We start from the raw sequence: 21,525 nt of genomic DNA, 5'->3' as shown, positions 1-21,525 counted from the left end.
GAATGCCCATCGACCCCGCCGACCTGACGCTTCCCGACGCCCCTGAGCAGCTCCCCAAGCTGATGGGCATCGAGCTGGTCACGCTGAGCCTCGACGAGGTGATCGGCACCATGCCGGTGGCGGGCAACCGGCAGCCGTTCGGGCTGCTGCACGGCGGCGCCAACGCCGTGCTGGCCGAGACGCTGGGCTCCACGCTCTCGGCGCTGCACGCCCTGCCCGACCGGTTCCCGGTCGGCCTGGAGCTCACGTGCACCCATCACCGCTCGGCGACCGATGGGCTCGTCACCGGGGTGGCCCGGCCGATCCACATCGGCCGCAGCACGTCCACCACCGAAATCGTGATCATCGACGCCGAGGGCAGGCGCACCTGCACGGCGAAGCTCACCTGCCTGCACCGGGACACCCGGCCGTCCGGGTTCTGACCCGGACGGCCGAGCGTCGGTGCCCGGTGTTCGCTCCCGCGGGCTCCGGTCAGACCACGCCCAGGTAGGCGTTGCGCACGGCAGGGTCGTCGAGCAGCTGACGGCCGGTGCCGTGCTGCACCACCCGGCCCGTCTCCAGCACGTACGCCCGGTGCGCCAGCGCGAGGGCCTGGCTCGCGTTCTGCTCCACCAGCAGCACCGTGGTGCCCCGGTCGGCGTTGATGCTGCTGATGATCCGGAAGATCTGCTGGATGATCTGCGGCGCCAGCCCCATCGACGGCTCGTCCAGCAGCAGCACGCGGGGCCGGGCCATCAGCGCGCGGCCGATGGCCACCATCTGCTGCTCACCGCCGGACAGGGTGCCGCCCGGCTGGTTGCGCCGCTCCGCGAGGCGCGGGAACAGCTCGAACACGTGGTCCAGGTCCTCGCGGTAGGCGGGCGAGCGCCGGTCCTTGCGGCTGTAGGCCCCCATGTCGAGGTTCTCCAGCACCGTGAGACCGGGGAACACGCCGCGGCCCTCCGGCGCCTGGCAGATCCCGCGCCGGACCCGCAGGTCGGCCCGCAGCCGGGTGATGTCCTCGCCCTCGAAGACCACCCGGCCCGCGCTCAGCGGCAGCAGCCCGGAGACCGCCCGCATCGTCGTGGTCTTGCCGGCGCCGTTGGCGCCGATCAGCGCCACGATCTCACCGGCCTCCACCGTGACCGAGACGTCGGCGAGCGCCTGGATGCGCCCGTAGTGGACGGCCACGCCGTCCAGCTCAAGCAAGGCCATCGTCGGGCACCCCCAGGTACGCCGCCACGACGGCGGGATCCTCACGGATCGCGTCCGGCTCACCGTCGGCGATCTTGCGTCCGAACTCGAGGACGATGATGCGGTCGGTGACGCCCATGACCACGCGCATGTCGTGCTCGATGACGAGGACGGTGTACCCGTCCTCCCTGATCTTGCGGATCAGGGCGACCAGCTCGTCCTTCTCCGCGGGGTTGAACCCGGCGGCGGGCTCGTCGAGGCACAGCAGCTTCGGCTCGGTCGCGAGCGCGCGGGCGATCTCCAGCCGCCGCTGGTAGCCGTAGGGCAGGTTGCGCGCCTTCTCGGCGGCGCGGTCGGCGATGCCGACGAACTCGAGCAGTGCCATCGACTTCTCGACGCCTGCCCGCTCCTCCTTGTAGTGCCGCGGGAAGCGGAAGACCGCCCCCGGCACGCTCGTCCTGTGACGGGCGTCGGTGCCCACCATCACGTTCTCGAGCGCCGTCATCTCACCGAACAGCCGGATGTTCTGGAACGTCCGCGCGATGCCGAGCCGGGTGATCTGGTAGCGGTGGCTGCGAGCGATCGAGCGCCCCTCCAGCAGCACGTCACCCGACGTCGGGCGGAAGACGCCGGTCATGGCGTTGAAGCAGGTGGTCTTGCCTGCGCCGTTCGGTCCGATCAGCCCGAGGATCTCGCCCCGCTGGATCGAGAACGACACGGCGTCGAGCGCCGTCAGGCCACCGAAGCGCATCGTGAGATCGCGCAGCTCGAGCAGCGTGTCGCCGACGCCGACGGCGATCTCCCGATCCGTCGCGGCGGCTGCGGCCACCTCCCGCTCGTGCGCCGCCCGCTCTTGCGGGGTCATCCGTTGCAGCTCGGCGACCAGCCCGCCCTCCGGCGGCTCGGCCGAGATCTCCTCGGTGGGCGGCTCGGGGTGGGTCACCGGAGCACCCCTTCCTCGTGCTTGCCCAGCGCGCTCTCGCTGCTGATCTGCTCCCCCTTGCCGATCAGGCGCTGGTAGGCCTGCCTGCCGTAGGTCAGCAGGCGCTGGCGGGCGCCGAGGAGGCCCTGCGGGCGGAAGATCATGAGCACGATGATGGCGAGGCCGAAGATCAGGAAGCGGTACTGGGCGATCACCTGGAACCGGTCCGGGATGTAGACGATGATGAACGCGCCGAGGATGACCCCGACCTTGTTGCCCGAGCCCCCGAGCACCACGGCGGCGAGGAACAGGATCGACGTGATGATGTCGAAGCCCTGGCTGTTGATGAAGCCGACCTGTCCGGCGTAGATCGAGCCGGACAACCCGCCGACGGTGGCGCCCATCGCGAACGCCCACAGCTTGAACCGGAACGTGGGCACGCCCATCGCCTCTGCGGCGTCCTCGTCCTCCCGGATGGCCACCCAGGCCCGGCCCACGCGGCTGCGCTCGAGGTTGCCGACGAACATGAGCACGACGATGATCACGGTGACGGTCAGCCAGTACCACGGCGTGCCGTCCGTGGACGTGAAGACCTGCGAGCCGTCCGCGCGGGTGACCTCGGGGCCGGGGATGGCACCGAAGCCGCGCTGGCCGCGCAGCGGGTCGAGGTTGTCGGCGAGCAGCCGGACGATCTCGCCGAACCCGAGGGTGACGATCGCGAGGTAGTCGCCGCGCAACCGCAGCGTCGGGGCACCGAGGATGAGCCCGGACACCGCCGTGACGAACATCGCCAGCGGGATGCAGGCCAGCCACGGGTAGTCGGTGGCGAGGAACGAGTCGGGGCTCGAGAACACCGCCGTGGTGTAGGCGCCGACCGCGAAGAACCCGACGTAGCCGAGGTCGAGCAGGCCCGCCTGCCCGACCACGATGTTCAGCCCGATCGCGATCAGCGCGATCCGGGCCGCGTTGAACAGCGTGATCTGGAAGTCGGTGCCCGGCTCGGTGGTCAGAAATGGCGGGTTGAGCACCGGCAGCAGGTAGATCACCACGACCACCGGGATGAGGACCGCCCACTGCTGCCAGCGGTCCAGCGATCCCCACCAGTCCCGCAGCCGCGTGCCGAACGGGACCTTCGCCGCGGCGGCCTGCGGGGCGTTCATGCGCGTGCCTTCGCGAGCGACTCGCCGAGGATGCCGGTGGGCCGGAACATCAGCACGACGATCAGCAGCACGAACGCGATGACATCGCGCCACTCGCCGCCGAAGAACGACTGGCCGTAGTTCTCGACGACGCCCAGCACCAGCCCTCCGAGCAGGGCGCCGCGCAGGTTCCCGATCCCACCGAGCACCGCGGCGGTGAAAGCCTTGATGCCGAGCAGGAAGCCGCCGTTGTACACCGCTGCCGCCGGGATGGTCATGATGTAGAACAGCGCGGCCGCGCCGGCCAGTACGCCGCCGAGCAGGAACGTGAGCATGAAGACGCGCTCGCGGTTGACGCCCATCAGCGTGGCCGTCGCCGGGTCCTGGGACACCGCCCGGACGCCCCGCCCGAGGCGGGTTCGGTTGACGAACGTGTCGGCGACGACCATCAGCACGATCGCCGCCACGACCGTCATGATCTGGATGTTCGTGACCCGCGCACCGAAGATCTCGAACACCTCGGTCGGGCGCAGGAGCCGGATCGTCGGCTGCGAGTTGGCGCCGAGCGTGATCAGGAAGATCTGCTGGATGGCGAACGACGCGCCGATCGCGGTGATCAAGAAGACCAGCGGTGGAGCGCCGCGCTTGCGCAGCGGCCGGTAGCAGACGCGCTCCAGCAGCACGGCGGATCCGCCCGACACCGCCATCGCCACGAGCCCGGCAGCCAGCAGCGAACCGATCAGCACGAACAGCCCCAGCTGGGGCGACTCGCCGGGGACGAACCCCAGCGACGCGAACGTGAAGTAGGCGGCGAAGACGCCGATGACGAAGATCTCGCTGTGCGCGAAGTTGATCAGGCGCAGCACGCCGTAGACCAGTGTGTATCCGATTGCCACCAGGGCATAGATGGAGCCGTAGGACAGGCCGTCGATGGTGTTGGCCCAGAACCGGTCGATCAGCAACTCGAAGTTGAAGTCGATCAGCCCGTCCTGCGCGAGCACGCTCGTGACGTGGGTGATCACAGGGTGTTTCCCGTCTTCACGTGGCTACGAGCGCGGTCCCGGGCTTGTCCCGGGACCGCGCCCGTAGCCACCGCTTACGTTGTGGCGCCTGGCTCGTGCCGCTACTCGATCGGCGACAGCCGCTGGATCTGGCCGTCCCTCACGACGTAGCTCCACACCGGTGTCTCGTTGAGCTCACCGTTCTCGTTCCACTGGAACCGCTTGGTCAGGCCCTGCCCCTGGTAGTTGCGCACGTGCTCGAGCAGTGCGGCGCGGTCGGCGATGCCCTGGTCGAGGCCGCGCAGCAGGATCGTCGTGGCGTCGTACGCCTCGGCCGAGTAGGTCTGCGGGTCGACGTTCCAGCGGGCCTTGTAGGCGTTCGTGAACTCCGGGAACACGTCACCCGGCAGGCACGGGCAGGTCATGTAGACACCGTCGGACGCCTCACCGGCGTTCTGGACGAAGATCGGGTCCTTCACACCGTCCGGCACCACGAGGTCCGCCTCGATGCCGGCGTCGCGCAGCTGCTGGGCGAACGGGGCGCCCTCGTCGTAGTACCCGGCGTAGAAGATCGCGTTCGGGTTGGCCGACTGGATGGTGCCGATCGCCGCGGAGAACTCGCGCTGACCGGTCTTGACCTCCTCCTGGCACGTGGCGGCGTCACCCAGGGCGTTGGTCAGCTCGGTGGCGAGACCCTGCCCGTACGCGCTGTCGTCGCGGATCACGCAGACGCTCTGGGCGCCGAGGGTGCCGGTGATGAACCGGGCCGCAGCGGGCCCCTGCACCGCGTCGTTGCCCAGGCCGCGGAAGAAGTGCGACCAGCCCTTCGTCGTGAGGTCCGGCCGGGTGGCCGACGGGGTGACCGAGACCAGGCCCGCCTCGGTGAGCGCCGGGCCGACGGCCTCGGACTCGCCGGAGAACGGCAGCCCCACGATCCCGAGGATCGACGGGTCGTTGATGGCGGCGACCGTGGGAGCGAGCGCGGTCTGCGGGGAACCGCCCGTGTCGAACTCCTTGTAGCTGACCTGGCAGCCGGCGTTGGCCTGGTTGTGCTCCTCGATCGCGAGCTCGACCGCCTGCTTGATCGCGATGCCCAGCCCCGCGTTCGCGCCGGCGATCGTGCCGACGTAGGCGATCGACGGGTTGCCGCTGCACTGCCCCTGACCGTCGCCGGCCGGGAGCTCGGCGTCGGCCGGCGGGCTGAACGGCGCCTGCGTCGGCTCTGCACGCTGCTGGGTCGGGGCGGCACCACCGGTGTCACCACCGCCACCGCCGCCACACGCCGCGAGCACCAGGGCTCCGGCCAGTGTCGCGGCGACCGCGAGCACCATCCGCTTCCGACTCATGTCCATGTCCTTCCGTACCGCCCCCGGAATCCCCGCGGGACCGTCCACGCTCGCGCCCCCGGTTGCGGGAGACGGGCGGACGTTAAGGGAAAGGCAGTGACAGAGTCATCATCAGCGGCGGGTCCTTTACCGGACCGCAACGTTCTTGACCCGTCAGGACTTCGGCGCGGCCAGCCCGTCCACGATGGCCTCGGCGACCGCCTTCATGGTGGTCCTGCGGTCCATCGCGGTGCGCTGGATCCACCGGAACGCCTCCGGCTCGGTCATGCTCTGCCGGGTCATCAGCAGGCCCTTGGCCCGGTCGACGATCTTGCGCGTCTCGAGCCGGTCGGTGAGCGTGGCCACCTCGTCCTCGAGCGCCCGCTTCTCCGCGAAGCGCGACACCGCGAGCTCGATCGCGGGCACCAGCTCGTGGCGCGCGAACGGCTTGACCAGGTAGGCCATCGCCCCCGCGTCGCGGGCCTGCTCGATGAGGTCGCGCTGGCTGAACGCCGTGAGCATCACGACCGGAGCGATCTTCTCCTCGACGATCGAACCGGCCGCCGCGATGCCGTCCACCTTCGGCATCTTCACGTCCATGATCACGAGGTCGGGCCGGAGCTCGCGGGCGAGCTCGACGGCCTGCTCGCCGTCGCCCGCCTCACCGGCGATGACATAGCCTTCCTCGGTCAGCATCTCCGTGAGGTCGAGGCGGATCAGTGCCTCGTCCTCCACCACGAGCACGCGCAGACCGGCGGCCGGTCGGGCCTCGTCCGCGGCCTTCTGCTCGGACACCTGCTGGCTCACAGGGCTGCTCTCCTTCGCCGGAGGGGTTGTACCGGAAGGATTCAGAATACCGGCCACCTGCCTGGCCGAACTGTGATCCCGCCGATCCCGGCGGGCCCGGAACCCGCTGCAGACCCCGTCCGCGATAGAGTTCGCTGGCCGCCCCCGTAGCCCAATTGGCAGTAGGCAGCGCTCTCAAACAGCGTCCAGTGTGGGTTCGAATCCCACCGGGGGCACCAGGGCTGCGATCACAATCGTCGGTGCTCAACGCCACACTGTCTGCGTGTACGACGCCGACGTGCGCCGCGTCGCGTTGACGGCCATCCGTTCCGGCCAGAGCATCTCAGCGGTGAGCCGGGCCACCGGCGTCAGCCGGGCGGCGTTGCGCAGCTGGCGCGACGGCACGCAGGTCAACCGCACCTCGGATTGCCCGCGCTGTGGTCCCGATCAACGGAAGCCAGCGCCGGATCTGGCGTACACCTACCTGCTGGGCCAGTACCTGGGCGACGGCACCCTCAGCCGGGGGCGAGGGGACGTGTGGTCCCTGCGGATCGCGTGCGCCGATTCCTGGCCCGCGATCATGACCGAATGCACGAGCGCGGTTCGCGCGCTCCGACCGCTCAACTCGGTCAGCCATCTTCGTCGACAGGGATGCACGTACGTGACCGCCCGGTGGAAGCACTGGCCCTGCCTCTTCCCCCAGCACGGCCCGGGCATGAAGCACACCCGCCCGATCGTGCTCGAGCCGTGGCAGGACGATCTCGTCGCCGAGCACACCGGCGCGTTCCTCCGCGGCCTGTTCCACTCCGACGGCTGCCGGATGACCAACTGGACCCGCCGCACCGTGGCCGGAGTGCCGCGGCGCTACGAGTACCCGCGCTGGTTCTTCACCAACAAGTCCGCCGACATCCTCGGCCTCTGCAGCGCGGCTCTCGACCGGCTCGACATCGCCCACCGCTTCCCCCGCCCCGACACGATCTCGGTGGCCCGCCGGGAGGCCGTGGCCGCTCTGGACGCGGCGGTCGGCCCGAAGGCCTGACGCCCGGATGCCCTTGGCAGCGTGACCAGGGCTTTCACCGTGACTAAGGGTCACCTAACGTCCCGATTTTGCTACCCCGATAGGGTGACGCAACTGCTATTGCGGGCACGGGGAGGTACCGATCATGCCGTCGCGGTGGGAAGCGGCTTGGTGACAGAGCGAGAACGGCACACGGCCACTCCCGATCCGAGCCCGACGGTTCCGATCGTGCGGCCCGCACGCCCGTCGGCGCGATCACGACAACGCCCTGCCGCGCCGTGCCCCGGCACCGAGGTGGCGACCACGCCGCTCCGAGTGGCCGGGTCGTCGTGGCCGCACCGCGGCGATTTCGCGATCGCCGAGCTGCCGACCCAGCCGGTGGTGGTCACGCTTCCGCCCACGACGGACGGTGCCACGAAATCGACCGGACGCGGCGGCGGGGGCGCCGCCATGTCGATCAGTTCCGCGATCGGCGCTCTCGCCGGACTCGCGAGCTGGCTCATCGCCGCGCGCCTGCTGCCACAGGCCGAAGTGGGGCTCGCCGCAGCCGTCGTGTCCGCGTTCATCCTGATCGCCGGCATCACGCAGCTGAACCTCGGCCTCGGGCTGATGCGTTGGCTCCCGGTCGCCGGCTGCCACGCCCCGCCCCTGGTGTGGCGGAGCCTGCTCCTGATCATGCCGTTGGCCGGGCTCGTCGGCCTCGGCTACGTCCTGGCCGTACCCGAACTGGCCCGCACAGCCGCCGGTGCGGACGGGCCGCACTCCCTCGGCGTGTGCCTGTTCGCACTGGCGGCGGCCGGATGGGGCGCGTTCGTCGTCCACGACTACATCCTCATGGCGATCGGCAAGCCCTGGTGGTGCGTGTGGCGCAACGGCCTGTTCGCGGTCGTGCGGATCACCCTGCTGGTCGCGCTGGGCACCGCCCTCGGCGCGCAGGGGGTCGTCCTGTCGTGGGTCGGGCCCATCGTGGTGTGGATCACCGTCGGATCCCTCGTCCTCCTCGTGGCCGTGCGCCGGTTCGCCCGCCGGGCCTGCGGCGGGATCCTGCCCGGCCGGTCGGAGATCGTGGGGTTCCTCGGCCCTACGGCGGCGGCCCAGATGGGCTACACCCTGCTGCTCAACCAGGTGCCCCTGGTCGTGATCCTCCGGTTCGGGCCGGAGGCCGGGGCGGCGTTCTTCATCGCCTGGCAGGCCACGGTCGTCCTGGAGACCACCGCCACCTACTACACGCACTCGCTCTCCGCCGCCTGGGCCCGAGCGCCAGAACGCGCGGCGGAGCTGACCTCCTCGTCGCGCAAGCGCCTCCTGGTGATCTTCCTGCCGCTGCTCGCGGTGGGCGCGCTGCTCGCCGGGCCCGGTTTGTCGATCTTCGGCGCGAACTACGCGCCTGCGGCCGACGTGCTCCGCCTGCTGTTGCTCGGACAGGCGTTCCGGCTGATCGTCGTGCACGAGCTCGGGGTGCGCACCGCAGCGGGACGCAGCATGGCGTACGCGCGGCTGCACCTCGCCAGCACGTTGCTGGTGCTTGCGACCGTCGCCCTCGTACCGGCCGCCGACGTCGGGCCGGGCGGTGCCGGGGTGGTCCTGCTGCCGGTCGCGGTCGGCTACGCGGCCGTCCAGCTGGTGGTCGCGGCGCACGTCGTCGTGGTCGGGCTGCGGGGGCTGCGGCGGGCTCGGGTGAGGCATCACTAATCTGCCGGGCATGCCTACTGCGCTCGTCACCGGTGCCAGCCGCGGGCTCGGCTCCGCCTTCGCCTCGCGGCTCGCCCGTGACGGCCACGACCTCGTGCTGGTGGACCGCGACCAGACCGGGTTGGAGCGCGTCGCGACGTTCCTCCGCGGGCCGGGGAGGTCGGTCGAGGTGCTGGTGGCCGACCTCAGCGACGAGAAGGGCCTCGCCGCGGTGCAGACGCGGTTGGAGGCGAAGGACCGGCCGGTCGACCTGCTCGTGAACAACGCGGGCGTCAGCGGCGAGACCGAGTTCACGGTGGCCGACATCGCGAAGCTGCAGGCCGAGATCGACGTCAACATCACGGCGCTGATGCGCCTGACCCGCGCCGCCCTGCCCGGGATGATCGATCGGCACCGGGGCGCGGTGATCAACGTCGCGAGCTTCGCCGGGTACCTCGCCGGGAAGGGCGACGCGTACGCCGCGAGCAAGGCGTGGGTGCTGTCGTTCACCGACACGGTCTCCGCCTCGCTCGAGGGCACCGGCGTCCGCATGATCGCGCTGGTGGCGGGACAGCTGCGCAATGCGATGTTCCCCGCGCCCCCGGATGCGTCCCGGGACGGGCTCGACCCCTCCGCGGTGGTGGACACCTGCCTCGCCGATCTCGCGAAGGGACGCACGCTGTCGGTGCCGGGATGGCGCTACCGCGCCGTGGTGGACGTGCTGGAGCTGCCGCGCCGCACGCTGCGCACGGCCGCCCGGCTGGCCCGCAAGGGCCGCGACCAGGCGGGCACCCTGCGCAAGCCGGCGCACCCGCAGTCCTGACGTCCGCACTCACACGTCCGCTCTCCGCCCGCGCCACCGGTCGACGGGGAGCGTCGGCCACGACAGGGCGCGCCGGCTGAGACGAGGCGCGTGAGCCGCCCGCCACCGGCGTACCCCGGCTCCGTACGCGCACCCACTGTCCGCCCGTGCTCCCGGTCGACGGGGCGCGCCTGCGGACGCGGGTCGCGCCCGGCGCATGCGCCGGGGGCGGCTCAGCCCGACAGGTCCTGCAGGGCCCGCTGGGCGGCGTCGAGCTCGGCGCGCAACCGCTCCACCCGCTCGATCTGGCGCTGCCGCGCCGCCGCGAGGGACGACTCGATCGCCTCCGCGACGGCGGCGGGCAGGGACCGGGCGGCCTTGGCCACCTCGGCCGGCTGGACCGGTGTGGGCCGCACCGTGCGCTTGCGCCCGGTGACGACCTCCACCGTCCACTCCCCCTCGACCGTGCTGCTGAGCGTGACGGTGACCTCGGCGGGACGCGCGACGGCGCGGGGGCGTGCCGGCTTCTTCTCCTCCGCGGCCGGCGCGGAGCCGTTGCGCTCCGGCGCCGGGGCGGGGCTCTCCCGGCGCGCAGGCGGCCTCGGTGCCGGGGGCGCCGGGGCCGGCACCGTGCTCTCCTCTTGCTTGGGCTTCTCGGCCGGCTTGCCCGCCGCCTTCTGCGCGCGCCGCCGCGGTGGGCGGGTGCTCGTGAGCTCGTTCGGGGAGCAGAACACCGTGTCCTTGCTGCCGGTGGGGCGGACCTCGACGAAGTCGCCCTCGGCGGGCTCACCGATCGAGACGAGCTTCGCCGAGCCGCCCACCGGGACGCCGACCGCGGCCGCGGTGAACCACACCGGGAACGGCCGGCCCTCCGCCAGCTCCGCGCGCGCTGCCGCCAGGTCCTGCTCCGACAGCGGTGCCGGTGCGTCCGTCATCCGTGGCTCCCCTCACTCAGCGTCCATCTGCCTCCGCTGCGCTCCGGCGGCTCGCGGGCACCTCGGAGGCCACTCGCTCGGGGGCATCATGCACGGACGCACCGACAACGATCAGCTCGCCCACACCCCCGTGGGTGCGACGTGCGCCACCCACTCCGCGAACGAGCGCGGCGGGCGGCCCAGCACGTCCTCGACCCCGGACGTGGGGGCGGCGACGTGCCCCTCGCGCATCAGCCCGAGCAGGCCGCCCAGCAATGCGACCCACTCCTCCTCGAGGCCTGCCGCGCGCAGCTCGTCCGCGTATGCCGCGGGGGTGAGCTCCTCGAACCGGATCGGCCGGCCGGCCGCGGCCGCGATGGTGGCCACCGCCTCGGCGTACGTCAGCGCGGCCGGACCCGACACCTCGACCGTGCGGCCCGCGTACTCGTCGGACGTGAGCAACCTCGCCGCGACCGCGGCGACGTCGTCGAGGTCGACGAGCGGCTCGGGCACCCCGCCGGTGGGCAGGGCGAGCCTGCCGGCCAGCAGCGGCTCGTACCAGAGGTCCTCGGTGAAGTTCTGCATGAAGTTGTTGGCCGCCAGGATCGTCCAGCTCAGGTCACTGCCCCGGACGGCGTCCTCGGCCGCCGCCATGGCGTGCCCGAAACGGTCACCCCACGCCTCCCTCGCCCGGCCCGAGAGGAGTACGACGCGCTTCACGCCGGCCTCCTGCACGCGGTCGACGAACTGTCGCACCGGGGCGGGGTCATCCGGGGCGACGAGGTAGAGCGCGCCCGCCCCGTCGGTCACGGCGGGCCAGGTGCGCGGGTCCTGCCAGTCGAAGTGGACCTCCGCGGTCCGGGACGCGGCCCGGACGGTGTGCCCGGCCGCCCGCAGCGCCGCGACCACCCGACGGCCCGACTTTCCGCTCGCGGCCAGCACCGAGATATCTGCGTTCATGCCGCCCAGTGGATCTCGGGGGCACCCGGCGCGGCCATGCTCGCGCGTCCGCGGGGGATGCGAGCGCGTCCAGTGCGGTGCCACAGACGTTGCCGGGTGATCGTCTGTGGCCGCCGCACTAGGCTGCGGACTCGTGACGGTCCTGGAGACCCTGCTCCGTGGGATCCGGACGCACGAGGGAGCGGTGCTGCGTGCCCGGCTCGGCCCCGGGGAGGAGTACGTCGTCCCCGTCGGCTCACCGCTGGTGTTGTGCGGCGTGGTGGCGGGCGGGGTCACGGTGGCGGGCGAGCCGCTCCAACCCGGCGGCACCGCGATGATCCAGCCGGGCGCCACCGTGACGGTGCGGGCGGGCGATGCAGGCGCGTCGCTGCTCGTGTGCGGTTACCGGTCGCGGGACAGCGGGATCCGGCTGACGAGCGCGTTGCCCCCGGCTGCCGTCGTCGCCACCGACGACCCGGACTGCGTCGCGCTCCTCGAGATGCTCGACCGCGGGGGCGCCGGCGGACCGGCGGTGGTCCGGGACCGTCTGCTGGACTGGCTGCTCACCTGCACGCTGAACGCCTGGTTCGAACGGCGGGCGCCGGAGCGTCCCGGCTGGTTCGTCGCGCTCGCCGACCCAGTGGTCGGACCCGCTCTCGAGGCGATGCACGCCGACCCCGCCCGGCGCTGGACCGTGGAGGAGCTGGCCGCTCGCGGCGGGTCGGGTCGGGCGGCGTTCGCGAAGCGGTTCCGCGAGCTCGTGGGGACGGCGCCGCTCGCCTACCTGCGCAGCTGGCGGATGACGCTGGCCGCCGAGTACCTCGCGGACCCGCAGGTCACGGTCGGGGCGGTGGCGCGGCGGGTGGGGTACTCCGACGCGTTCACGTTCAGCGCGGCGTTCAAGCGGGAGCGGGGTGTGGCGCCGAGCACGGTGCGGGCATGAACTCGACGACCCGCGCGTTGGGGCCGGGTGATTGCAGATGCAACTACCGGAGGCAGGGAGCGAGATGGAGATGCAGTTCGGCGTCTTCTCCGTCGGTGACGTCACGCCCGACCCGACGACGGGCCGCACACCCACCGAGGCGGAGCGGATCAAGGCGATGGTCGCCATCGCGCTGAAGACGGAGGAGGTGGGCATGGACGTCTTCGCGACCGGCGAGCACCACAACCCGCCGTTCGTGCCCTCCTCCCCCACCACGATGCTCGGCTACATCGCCGCGCGCACGAAGCGGCTGCTGCTGTCGACGGCGACGACGCTGATCACCACGAACGACCCGGTGAAGATCGCCGAGGACTACGCGATGCTGCAGCACCTCGCCGACGGGCGCGTCGACCTGATGCTCGGGCGCGGCAACACCGGGCCGGTCTACCCGTGGTTCGGCAAGGACATCCGCGACGGCATCTCGCTCGCCGTGGAGAACTACGCGCTGTTGCGCAGGCTGTGGCGCGAGGACGTCGTCGACTGGGAGGGGAAGCACCGCACGCCGCTGCAGGGCTTCACGGCCACCCCGCGCCCGCTCGACGGGGTGCCGCCGTTCGTGTGGCACGCCTCGATCCGCAGCCCGGAGATCGCGGAGCAGGCCGCCTTCTACGGCGACGGCTTCTTCCACAACAACATCTTCTGGGACGCCGGGCACGTCCGGCGGATGGTGAACCTGTACCGGCGCCGCTACGAGCACTACGGCCACGGCCCCGCCGACCAGGCGATCGTCGGCCTCGGCGGGCAGGTGTTCATGCGGAAGAACTCGCAGGACGCGGTGCGCGAGTTCCGCCCGTACTTCGACAACGCGCCGGTCTACGGCCACGGCCCGTCGCTGGAGGACTTCTCCGAGCTGACGGCCCTCACCGTCGGCAGCCCGCAGCAGGTCATCGACAAGACGCTGAGCTTCCGCGAGTTCGCGGGCGACTACCAGCGCCAGCTGTTCCTCATGGACCACGCCGGGCTGCCGCTCAAGACGGTGCTCGAGCAGCTGGACATGCTGGGCGAGGAGGTGATCCCGGTGCTGCGCAAGGAGTTCGCGGCGCGCACGCCGGCGCACGTCCCGGACGCACCGACGCACGAGAGCCTGAAGGCGGCCCGCGACAAGGAGGAGGTGTCGGCATGACCACCCGGAAGATCACCGTCGTGAGCGCCGGGATCGGCGTCCCGTCGTCGACGCGGCTGCTCGCCGACCGGCTCGCCGCGGCCACCACCGCGGCGCTGGCCGAGCACGGCGTGGAGGCCGAGCTCGAGGTCGTCGAGCTGCGCGAGCACGCGCACGAGCTGGTGGACGCCGTGCTCACCGGCTTCGTCGCGCCGGGCCTGCGCCCGGTCGTGGACGCGGTGGCGGGCGCCGACGGGCTGATCGCGGTGACGCCCACGTTCTCCGCTTCCTACAACGGCCTGTTCAAGCTGCTCTTCGACGCCCTCGAGGAGGGCACCCTGGACGGGAAGCCGACGCTGATCGCCGCCACCGGCGGCACCGGCCGCCACTCCCTCGCCCTGGAGCACGCGGTGCGCCCGCTGATGGCGTACCTGCACGCGGTGGTCGTGCCCACCGCGGTGTTCGCGGCCCCGGAGGACTGGGCGGGCGGAGCAGCGGGCGTGCCCGCGCTCGACCGGCGGATCGCCCGGGCCGCGGGCGAGCTCGCCGACATCGTCGCGGCCCGGCCCGCCGCCGCCGCGCCGGACCCCTTCGAGGAGCCGGTCCCGTTCGAGCAGCTGTTGCGGGGCGAGTGAGCATCGAGCACGAGGAGTTCGCGGCGCTGGCGGAACGCCACCGCCGCGAGCTGCGCGTGCACTGCTACCGGATGCTCGGCTCGTTCGACGAGGCCGAGGACCTGGTGCAGGAGACGTTCCTGCGCGCGTGGAAGGGCATCGGTTCGTTCGAAGGCCGCTCCAGCGTGCGCGCCTGGCTGTACCGGATCGCGACGAACGCCTGCCTCGACCACCTCGACGGCCGGGCCCGTCGGGTGCTGCCGCAGGACCTGCGGCCACCGTCGGACGCGGGCGCCGGGTCGCCGCCGCGCACCGACATCCCGTGGCTGCAGCCGTTCCCGGACCGGCTCACGCCCGACGACGTGGAACCGGGCGCGGCGGCCGTCGAGCGGGAGACGATCGAGCTCGCCTTCCTGGCCGCGATCCAGCACCTGCCGCCCCGCCAGCGGGCGGCGCTGCTGCTGCGGGACGTGCTCGGCTGGCGCCCCGGCGAGATCGCGCCGGTGCTGGAGGGCAGTGTCGCGTCGGTCAACAGCGCGCTGCAGCGGGCGCGGGCGACGCTGCGCGAACACCTGCCGCAGCGCCGCTCCGACTGGGCGCCGTCCACCCCGCCCACCGCGGAGGAGCTCGCGGTGCTGCGCCGCTACATGGCCGCGATGGAGAGCGCCGATCCCGACGCCGTCGCGGCGCTGCTCGCCGAGGACGTGCGCACGGCGATGCCGCCGTGGCCGATGTGGTTCGAAGGCCGCGACACGGTCGTCGCGGCGCTCCGTGCGAGCTGGGCCCCGGACGGCCTGGGCTTCCGATTCCGGATGCTGCCGACCCGGTCCAACGGGTGTCCCGCGGCGGCGGCCTACGTCCGGACCGGGGCGGATCCCGGCTTCCGTGCGTTCGCGATCTCGGTGCTGCGGATCGAGCACGGCCTGGTCGCCGAGGCCGTCGCGTTCCACGAGACGCATCTCTTCTCCGCGTTCGGCCTTCCACCGCTGCTCGCCGATGACGTTCCGGGTGCCGCACCGTCTCCATGACATGGCAAAGCTCCTGTACTCGGTCACCATGTCGCTGGACGGGTTCATCGCCGGCCCGGGCGGGGACATGTCCTGGCTGACCCCGTATCTCGGTCCGGATCCGCTGGTCGACGACCTGATCACCCGCGTCGGGGCGATCCTCGTGGGCGGCCGCACGTTCCGCGGTGACGACCCGCACGCCGGCACGGAGGCGGAGGGCAAGGTGTTCGGCGGGGGCTGGAAGGGTCCGCAGTTCGTGCTCACCCGCAACGCCCCACCCACCCCGGTGCCCGGCCTGACGTTCGTGGCCGACCTCGGGGACGCGATCGCCGCCGCCCGGACGGCGGCCGGGGACAGGTACGTCAACGTCCTGGGCGCCGAGACCGCGCGCTCCTGTCTGGAGGCGGGTGAGCTCGACGAGGTGCTGACCTTCATCCTCCCCGTGCTGCTCGGCGACGGCGTGCGGCTGTTCGAGCATCCGGGCGGCACACACGTCCGGCTGGAACGGATCGACATGAGCTCGGCGCCACTCGCGACGCACCTCTGGTTCCGGGTCGCCGGCCGGTGATTGCACTCCCCGGGGAAAGCGCAGCCACCTTCACGCAACCTCGTTGCATGAAGGTGGCCATGCTGCAACCGGCTAGGGCGTGGGCGGGCCGAGCCAGAGCCCGCCGTTGACCTCGAGGGTCTGCCCGGTCACCCAACGGCCGTCGTCGGATGCGAAGAACGCCACCGCGTCGGCGATGTCGGCGGGCTGTCCGTGCCGGCCGAGGGCGACCATGTTCGCGACCCCGCGGGCGGCCTCGGGGCTCTCGGCGAGCCAGGTGTTCATGTCGGTCTCCGTGATGCCCGGCGAGACCGTGTTGACGGTGATCCCGCGCTTGCCCTGGGTGTGGGCGAGTGAGCGGGTGAGCACGTTCAGCGCCCCCTTCGACATGCCGTAGACGACGTCGGGCGTGGCGAACCACGTCACGCCCGAGGAGACGTTCACGATCCGGCTGCCATCGGGCATCAGCTGCAGTGCCCGCTGGACGATGAAGAGCGGCGCGCGCACGTTCACCGCGAACAGCCGGTCGAAGGCCTCCGGCGTGGCGCCCTCGATCGTCCCCGTGTAGTCGATCACGGCGGCGTTGTTGACCAGGATGTCCAGCGGGCGTCCGGCGAGGCCGTCGCGCAGGCCGGCGAACAGAGCGGCCAGCTCGGCGGTCTCGGCCAGGTCCGCGCGCACCGCGAAGGCCTGCCCGCCCGCCTGCTCGATCGCGGCCACCGTGGCCCTCGCGGCCGTCTCGTTGCTGCCGTAGTGCACGGCGACGAGCGCGCCGTCTGCCGCCAGCCGCTCGGCGATCGCGCGGCCGATGCCGCGGGAGGCCCCGGTGACGAGTGCGGTGCGTCCGGTCAGGACGGTCATGCCGATACTCCTTCGATCTGCTGGGTGGGGGTGGGGCGCAACACGGAGGTGGCCCAGGCCGCGGGCAGCGCCACGGCGGCGACCACGAGGCCGGTGATCACGGGGGCGCCCGCGCCGTAGGCGTCGAGCGTCCAGCCGCCTGCGAGCGCGCCGAGTGCGATCCCGGCGTTGAGGGCCGATGCGGGGAGCGTGGCGGCGAGGTCACGCCCCGGGCCGGCGAGCTCGAGCACGCGGTACTGCAGCGAGGGCACGAGACCCATCCCGACGACGCCCCAGACCACCAGCACGACCGCGACGAGCACCGGGATCGCCGCGACGACGTGCAGGAGACCGAGCGCGACCACGAGCGCGGCGTTGCCGAGCACGAGGGTCCGGGTGGCGCTGCGGTCGGCCGCCCACCCGCCTGCGAAGACACCGACCGCGGTGGCCACGCCGAAGGCGAGCAGGAACGCGCTCACCGCGCCGCTGGACACTCCGGTGCGTTCCTGCAGGAACGGCGTGATGTAGGTGAGCACCGCGTACTGCCCACCGAGGATCAGCAGGCCGGTCCCGAGCACGGCCAGCACCCGGGGCGCGAACGCGTGCCGGGCCTGCACGGCAGCGCGCCCGCCGCCGGTCGCGGCGACCGCCGGCACGACGCGGAGCAGCGCGAGCAGCGCGCCCAGCCCCAGCACGCTCACCCCGACGAACCCGGCGCGCCAGCCCATCGCCTGCCCGACGAGCGTGCCCAGGGGAACGCCGAGAGCCGTGGACACCGAGATCCCGCCCAGCACGATCCCGATCGCGCGACCCGTGCGCTCCGGCGGGACGAGCGCGCCGGCGACGGCGAACGCGACGCCGATGAACAGGCCGTGCAGGGAGCCTGCGGCGAACCGGGCCGTCAGGAAGAGCGTGGCGCTCGATGTGACGAGCGGTGCGGCGGTGGCGATCACGTACGCGGCGAGCGCCCAGGCGAGCACCCTGCGGCGCTCGGACCGGATCGTCAGCGCGGTCAGGACCGGCCCGCCGATGGCGATCCCGAGCGCGTACGCGGTGACGGCCGCCCCTGCGGTGCTCACCGGCACCGCGAGGTCGGCGGCGATGAGGTCGATCACCCCGACGACGAGCAGCTCGGCGCTGCCCATCACGAACGCGGCAGCGAAGAGCGCCGCCATGGCCGGCCCGGATCGGGTGTTCATGACCCGCCCCTCTCCTTTGTTAGGGGTCGTTCCCTAACAAGAAGCTAGGCCGGTGCCGAGGTGACGGCAAGCCAGTGTGACGCAGAACGCTAGGGAACGATCCCTAACAAGGTACGATGGACCCATGGCCCGCGCAGGATCGGTGACGCGCCGCAGCTCGGCGGAGACGCGCGAGCACGTCCTGGAGGTGGCGCACGACCTGTTCTACTGGCAGGGCATCCGCGCCGTGGGCGTCGACCGGATCGCCGCCGAGGCCGGGGTGGCCCCCACCACGCTCTACCGCCTGTGGTCGTCCAAGGACGACCTCGTGGCCGCATACGTGGAGCGCGCCGACCGCGGCTACCGCGAGTGGTTCGACGCCGCGACCGCCCACGGCAGCCCGCGCGAGCGGATCCTGTCGCTGTTCGACGCGCTCGCCGTGCAGACGCAGCCCGACCGCTGCCGGGGCTGCCCGTTCCAGATGGCGCTGACCGAGTTCCCCGACCCCGAGGTCGCGGCACACCGCAACGCCGCCACCAACAAGGCATGGGTCCGCGCCCGGCTCGGCGAGCTCACGGCCGGGATGCCCGGCTCAGAGGCCCTCGCCGATCAGCTCGCGGTCCTCATGGAGGGCGTCTACGCATCCGCGCAGGCACTCGGGGCGGAGGGGCCCGCGCGGAGCGCACGGGCACTCGCCGAGGCGCTCCTGCCGCCCGAGTCGTGAGCGGGTCGTGGCACGGTGGTCGTCGTGGACATCGCGCGCGACCGTGACCCGGCCGGACGCCCCCGCAACTCGCGACCCCGTGACGCGGCGGGGCGCCCGCTCCCCCGCGGCGCGGAGGGCGTCGAGCGGGTGCCCGACGACCTCGTGCTCACCTCCGACGAGGGCGTCACCGAGGCGCAGCGGCTGATCGACGCCGGCCTGCCGTTCCCGGCCCACGACGTGCTGGAGGCCGTCTGGAAGTCCGCGCCCGACGCCGAGCGCGAGCTCTGGCGCGGGCTCGCCCAGCTCGCCGTCGGCCTGACACATGCGCAGCGCGGCAACGCCCGGGGCGCCGCGGCACTGCTCGAACGCGCCGCGCACCGGATCGGCTGCTGGGCCGCCCCCGCACCCGCGGGCCTGGACATCGCGGGGCTCCAGGCGCACGCCGAGGACCTCGCCAGGCGGATCGAACGCGACGGCCTGGCAGGCATCTCCGAGATCGATCTACGACCCCGCCTGCGCGGCTCCTGACGCCGCGACGACCTCGGCCACGCCGCGCACGGCGAGCCGGTCGGCGCGCTCGTTCTCCGGGTGCCCGGCGTGGCCCTTCACCCAGTGCCACTCGACCTGGTGCCGCGCCGCCGCCTCGTCGAGCCTGCGCCAGAGGTCGGCGTTCTTCACCGGGGTCCGCGCCGAGGTCGTCCAGCCGTTCGTCTTCCACCGGGGCAGCCAGCTGAGGATCCCGTTGCGGACGTAGGTGCTGTCGGTGTAGATCCGGACCGCGACGGGCCGGGTCAACGACTCGAGCGCCCGGATGGGGGCCATCAGCTCCATCCGGTTGTTGGTGGTCGGCCCGGCGTCGCCGCCGTGGAGCTCCTTCTCGACGGTGCCGTAGCGCAGCACCGCGCCCCAGCCGCCGGGGCCGGGATTCCCGCTGCACGCGCCGTCGGTGTAGATCTCCACGACGCGGTCCGGCACCGGCACACCGTACCGACGCCGGCACCGGCCCCGGCTCAGCGGTCCTGGAAGAGGCGCGCGAGCGCCGTCTCCAGGTCGGGGAGGCCGGAGGTGTCGATCAGGAACGTCTCCTCGAGGACCTTGCGGATCTCCGCGGGCGACTCCAGCGTGCGCCGCTCGGTGGGGCCGTCGAGGTGGTGCACGGCGAGGCTCGTGCTGCCCAGGGCGTACCGGCGGTCGGGCTCCGGGCGGGCGGCCATGATCCCGCTCAGGAAGTGCGAGCGCGGGTGGTGGCAGAGGTACCAGTTCGACACCTCGTAGTCGGCCAGGAGCTGCTCGGTGAGGTCGAACCAGTACAGCGGCCGCCACTGTCCGCCCACCCGTGCCTGCATGACGTACCCGGCCCGCTCGGCCGACACCAGCCGGAACGGCTCGTGCGGGGTGGCCTGCTCGACGTCCGGTTCCAGCGCCAGCACGCCGGTGAGCGTGAGACCGCCGAAGCCGACGTCGACGAGGTGGGGCCCCTCCGGCAGGTCGACGCGCAGCAACATGTGGCTGCGGGGCACCGGCGGTGCGTCCGGCGGGCGGCCCCACATCACCCGCGCCGCGAGGCAGGTGGTGGTGTAGCCGACCGCGTCGAGGGCGCCGCGCAGCAGCAGGTTCTGCTCGAAGCACCACCCGCCGCGGCCGCCGTGCACGAGCTTCGCGGCGAGGGCGTCCGGGTCGAGGGCGATCTCCCGGCCGGTGAACGCGTCGAGGTTCTCGAACGCGATCGACCGCGTGTGACCTGCGATGATGCGGTGCAGCGTCGGGAGGTCCGGACTGGTGACGTCGGCGACGCCGATCCGGTCGAGGTAGGCGGCGAGGCCGGTGTCGGTCCCGGCAGCGGTGCTCATGCCCCCCATCCTCCCGGACGCCGCGCCCGCGTCACGCAGCTTCGTGAACAGGTCACCGAAGATCGCGTCCCGATCCAGCTGCCGCATCTCGCGGATCAGGTGCCGCCGCGGGTCGTGGCTCCAGGTCCCCTCGGAGGTGAGCACCGGGCTGTGCACCAGCGCGCTCGGCGTCCACTCCGGGTCGACGAGCCACGCCACCGCACCGACGTCCCAGATGACCTTCGAGCGGGCGAAGTGGTCGTCGTAGTAGGCCTCGAAGATCCCCGCGAGGTACGCGCCGACCGGTCCGGTCGGCCGGACGAACGCGTCGATCTCGGCGAGCGTGGTGGTCAGGTGCTCGGTCACGTTGACGCACGGCACGTACACGAGCGGGACGCCGGAGTCGAGCAGGACGCGGGAGGCCGCCACGTCCTGCTCGAGGTTGTACTCGTTCGCCTTCGGCCAGGTGGTCGGGTTCCCGCCGAGCCACACCACGACGATCTTCCCGGCGATGTCCGGCGCGGCCAGCAGCGCCGACGAGACGTTGGTCGGGGCCCCGATCGCGACCACGTACAGCACCTCGTCGTCACCCTGCCGCCTGGCCCTCGCGACGAGATCCTCGGCCGCCGCGCTCGGGACCGGCGCGCCAGCGTCGGTCAGCCACCGCTCGGACCCGGTGAACACGAAGCCGTCGGGCCGCCGGTCGAACCGCTCCAGCACCCGGAGGATCTCGTCGTAGCTCTGGCGCATGCCCGTCGCGGGGTCGGTCGCGTCGTTGCAGAACGGCGCCGCGTAGACCGCCTGCAGGTCGAGCCGGTCCGGTGACAGCAACGCGTAGGCGAGCGCGAACTGGTCGTCGATCTCGTTGAACGTGTCGGTGTCGAGCACCACCGACAGCCGCGCGCCCTGCGCGGGCGGCTCGAGCCGACGGATCCGGTCCGGGTCGCTGAGCGCTGGGGGCATGAACCCTTCCTATCCGGCGGTCCCGGCGCTGCGCACCCCGTTTCGCCGAACTCGGTGGGCGAGCCGG

23 protein-coding genes and 1 tRNA gene are annotated in these 21,525 nt (G+C 72.4%); 12 read left to right on the top strand and 12 right to left on the bottom strand.

All coding sequences use genetic code 11. The features are described from left to right. The first annotated feature begins 2 nt into the window (after nucleotides 1–2). Nucleotides 3–422 carry a hotdog fold thioesterase gene (locus tag FHX44_RS29930; protein WP_147258840.1) on the top strand — a complete coding sequence of 140 codons (420 nt, stop codon included), beginning with the start codon at nucleotides 3–5 and terminating at the stop codon, nucleotides 420–422. 49 nt (nucleotides 423–471) lie between these two features. On the opposite strand, the gene FHX44_RS29925 is transcribed toward FHX44_RS29930, so the two are convergent. From FHX44_RS29925 to FHX44_RS29900, 6 genes are all read right to left on the bottom strand, one after another. After that, complete coding sequence (locus FHX44_RS29925) at nucleotides 472–1,194, bottom strand: ABC transporter ATP-binding protein (RefSeq protein ID WP_147258839.1); 723 nt, start codon at nucleotides 1,192–1,194, stop codon at nucleotides 472–474. Beyond that, nucleotides 1,181–2,038 (bottom strand): ABC transporter ATP-binding protein, encoded by an 858-nt coding sequence (locus FHX44_RS29920; protein WP_147261578.1) that lies wholly within the window; start codon nucleotides 2,036–2,038, stop codon nucleotides 1,181–1,183. Before FHX44_RS29920 ends, FHX44_RS29925 begins: the two co-directional genes overlap by 14 nt. Nucleotides 2,039–2,112: 74 nt before the next feature. After that, a complete protein-coding gene (locus FHX44_RS29915; RefSeq protein WP_147258838.1) occupies nucleotides 2,113–3,255 on the bottom strand; it encodes a branched-chain amino acid ABC transporter permease in 1,143 nt (380 codons plus the stop codon). Next, complete coding sequence (locus FHX44_RS29910; protein ID WP_425469203.1) at nucleotides 3,252–4,253, bottom strand: branched-chain amino acid ABC transporter permease; 1,002 nt, start codon at nucleotides 4,251–4,253, stop codon at nucleotides 3,252–3,254. The genes FHX44_RS29915 and FHX44_RS29910 overlap by 4 nt, the downstream gene beginning before the upstream one ends. A 104-nt stretch (nucleotides 4,254–4,357) precedes the next feature. Next, nucleotides 4,358–5,581 (bottom strand): branched-chain amino acid ABC transporter substrate-binding protein, encoded by a 1,224-nt coding sequence (locus FHX44_RS29905; protein ID WP_147258837.1) that lies wholly within the window; start codon nucleotides 5,579–5,581, stop codon nucleotides 4,358–4,360. 153 nt (nucleotides 5,582–5,734) lie between these two features. After that, complete coding sequence (locus tag FHX44_RS29900) at nucleotides 5,735–6,367, bottom strand: ANTAR domain-containing response regulator (protein ID WP_425469160.1); 633 nt, start codon at nucleotides 6,365–6,367, stop codon at nucleotides 5,735–5,737. A gap of 140 nt (nucleotides 6,368–6,507) precedes the next feature. Here FHX44_RS29900 and FHX44_RS29895 point away from each other — a divergent pair. From FHX44_RS29895 to FHX44_RS29880, 4 genes are all read left to right on the top strand, one after another. Then, a tRNA-Leu gene (locus tag FHX44_RS29895) sits at nucleotides 6,508–6,585 on the top strand. A gap of 44 nt (nucleotides 6,586–6,629) precedes the next feature. Continuing rightward, nucleotides 6,630–7,385 (top strand): transcriptional regulator, encoded by a 756-nt coding sequence (locus FHX44_RS29890; protein WP_147258836.1) that lies wholly within the window; start codon nucleotides 6,630–6,632, stop codon nucleotides 7,383–7,385. A 429-nt stretch (nucleotides 7,386–7,814) separates the two neighbouring features. Further along, on the top strand, nucleotides 7,815–9,056 hold the full coding sequence (locus FHX44_RS29885; protein WP_147258835.1) for a lipopolysaccharide biosynthesis protein: 1,242 nt from the start codon (nucleotides 7,815–7,817) through the stop codon (nucleotides 9,054–9,056). Between the two features lie 10 nt (nucleotides 9,057–9,066). Continuing rightward, nucleotides 9,067–9,858: an SDR family NAD(P)-dependent oxidoreductase gene (locus tag FHX44_RS29880; RefSeq protein ID WP_147258834.1), complete on the top strand. Its 792-nt coding sequence runs from the start codon at nucleotides 9,067–9,069 to the stop codon at nucleotides 9,856–9,858. 212 nt (nucleotides 9,859–10,070) lie between these two features. On the opposite strand, the gene FHX44_RS29875 is transcribed toward FHX44_RS29880, so the two are convergent. Then, the gene (locus tag FHX44_RS29875) at nucleotides 10,071–10,772 is read right to left on the bottom strand and encodes a DUF6319 family protein (protein WP_147258833.1); all 702 of its coding nucleotides are present in this window, start codon (nucleotides 10,770–10,772) and stop codon (nucleotides 10,071–10,073) included. A 111-nt stretch (nucleotides 10,773–10,883) separates the two neighbouring features. Continuing rightward, nucleotides 10,884–11,711: an NAD(P)H-binding protein gene (locus FHX44_RS29870; RefSeq protein WP_147258832.1), complete on the bottom strand. Its 828-nt coding sequence runs from the start codon at nucleotides 11,709–11,711 to the stop codon at nucleotides 10,884–10,886. Between the two features lie 133 nt (nucleotides 11,712–11,844). Here FHX44_RS29870 and FHX44_RS29865 point away from each other — a divergent pair, with 133 nt between their 5' ends. From FHX44_RS29865 to FHX44_RS29845, 5 genes are all read left to right on the top strand, one after another. Then, complete coding sequence (locus tag FHX44_RS29865) at nucleotides 11,845–12,633, top strand: AraC family transcriptional regulator (RefSeq protein WP_147258831.1); 789 nt, start codon at nucleotides 11,845–11,847, stop codon at nucleotides 12,631–12,633. Between the two features lie 70 nt (nucleotides 12,634–12,703). Continuing rightward, complete coding sequence (locus FHX44_RS29860) at nucleotides 12,704–13,795, top strand: LLM class flavin-dependent oxidoreductase (protein ID WP_147261575.1); 1,092 nt, start codon at nucleotides 12,704–12,706, stop codon at nucleotides 13,793–13,795. Next, nucleotides 13,792–14,409 carry an FMN reductase gene (locus FHX44_RS29855; protein WP_147258830.1) on the top strand — a complete coding sequence of 206 codons (618 nt, stop codon included), beginning with the start codon at nucleotides 13,792–13,794 and terminating at the stop codon, nucleotides 14,407–14,409. The genes FHX44_RS29860 and FHX44_RS29855 overlap by 4 nt, the downstream gene beginning before the upstream one ends. Then, nucleotides 14,406–15,416, top strand: coding sequence for a sigma-70 family RNA polymerase sigma factor (locus tag FHX44_RS29850; protein WP_246170664.1), 1,011 nt, complete (start codon nucleotides 14,406–14,408; stop codon nucleotides 15,414–15,416). The genes FHX44_RS29855 and FHX44_RS29850 overlap by 4 nt, the downstream gene beginning before the upstream one ends. 1 nt (nucleotide 15,417) lies before the next feature. Continuing rightward, entirely contained in the window at nucleotides 15,418–15,963 is a 546-nt protein-coding gene (locus tag FHX44_RS29845) for a dihydrofolate reductase family protein (protein ID WP_147258829.1), read from the top strand. A 72-nt stretch (nucleotides 15,964–16,035) separates the two neighbouring features. Here FHX44_RS29845 and FHX44_RS29840 read toward each other — a convergent pair whose 3' ends face one another. Both FHX44_RS29840 and FHX44_RS29835 read right to left on the bottom strand, forming a co-directional pair. Then, nucleotides 16,036–16,803 (bottom strand): SDR family NAD(P)-dependent oxidoreductase, encoded by a 768-nt coding sequence (locus FHX44_RS29840; RefSeq protein WP_147258828.1) that lies wholly within the window; start codon nucleotides 16,801–16,803, stop codon nucleotides 16,036–16,038. Beyond that, nucleotides 16,800–17,981, bottom strand: a complete 1,182-nt coding sequence (locus FHX44_RS29835) for an MFS transporter (protein WP_147258827.1) — start codon at nucleotides 17,979–17,981, stop codon at nucleotides 16,800–16,802. The genes FHX44_RS29840 and FHX44_RS29835 overlap by 4 nt, the downstream gene beginning before the upstream one ends. A gap of 124 nt (nucleotides 17,982–18,105) precedes the next feature. Between FHX44_RS29835 and FHX44_RS29830 the strand changes: the two genes are divergently transcribed. Together FHX44_RS29830 and FHX44_RS29825 are read left to right on the top strand one after the other, a co-directional pair. After that, the gene (locus FHX44_RS29830) at nucleotides 18,106–18,684 is read left to right on the top strand and encodes a TetR/AcrR family transcriptional regulator (RefSeq protein ID WP_147258826.1); all 579 of its coding nucleotides are present in this window, start codon (nucleotides 18,106–18,108) and stop codon (nucleotides 18,682–18,684) included. A gap of 24 nt (nucleotides 18,685–18,708) precedes the next feature. Further along, nucleotides 18,709–19,194: a DUF309 domain-containing protein gene (locus tag FHX44_RS29825; RefSeq protein ID WP_147258825.1), complete on the top strand. Its 486-nt coding sequence runs from the start codon at nucleotides 18,709–18,711 to the stop codon at nucleotides 19,192–19,194. On the opposite strand, the gene rnhA is transcribed toward FHX44_RS29825, so the two are convergent. Both rnhA and FHX44_RS42370 read right to left on the bottom strand, forming a co-directional pair. Beyond that, nucleotides 19,168–19,641, bottom strand: a complete 474-nt coding sequence (gene rnhA / locus FHX44_RS29820; RefSeq protein ID WP_212612712.1) for a ribonuclease HI — start codon at nucleotides 19,639–19,641, stop codon at nucleotides 19,168–19,170. The genes FHX44_RS29825 and rnhA overlap by 27 nt on opposite strands. A 35-nt stretch (nucleotides 19,642–19,676) precedes the next feature. Next, nucleotides 19,677–21,458 (bottom strand): arylamine N-acetyltransferase, encoded by a 1,782-nt coding sequence (locus tag FHX44_RS42370; protein WP_170309094.1) that lies wholly within the window; start codon nucleotides 21,456–21,458, stop codon nucleotides 19,677–19,679. Between the last annotated feature and the right edge of the window lie 67 nt (nucleotides 21,459–21,525).

It is taken from the genome of Pseudonocardia hierapolitana, assembly GCF_007994075.1.
Classification (GTDB): domain Bacteria; phylum Actinomycetota; class Actinomycetes; order Mycobacteriales; family Pseudonocardiaceae; genus Pseudonocardia; species Pseudonocardia hierapolitana.
Note: the sequence above shows the minus strand (reverse complement) of the source record. Positions and strands in the feature narration are given on the sequence as shown.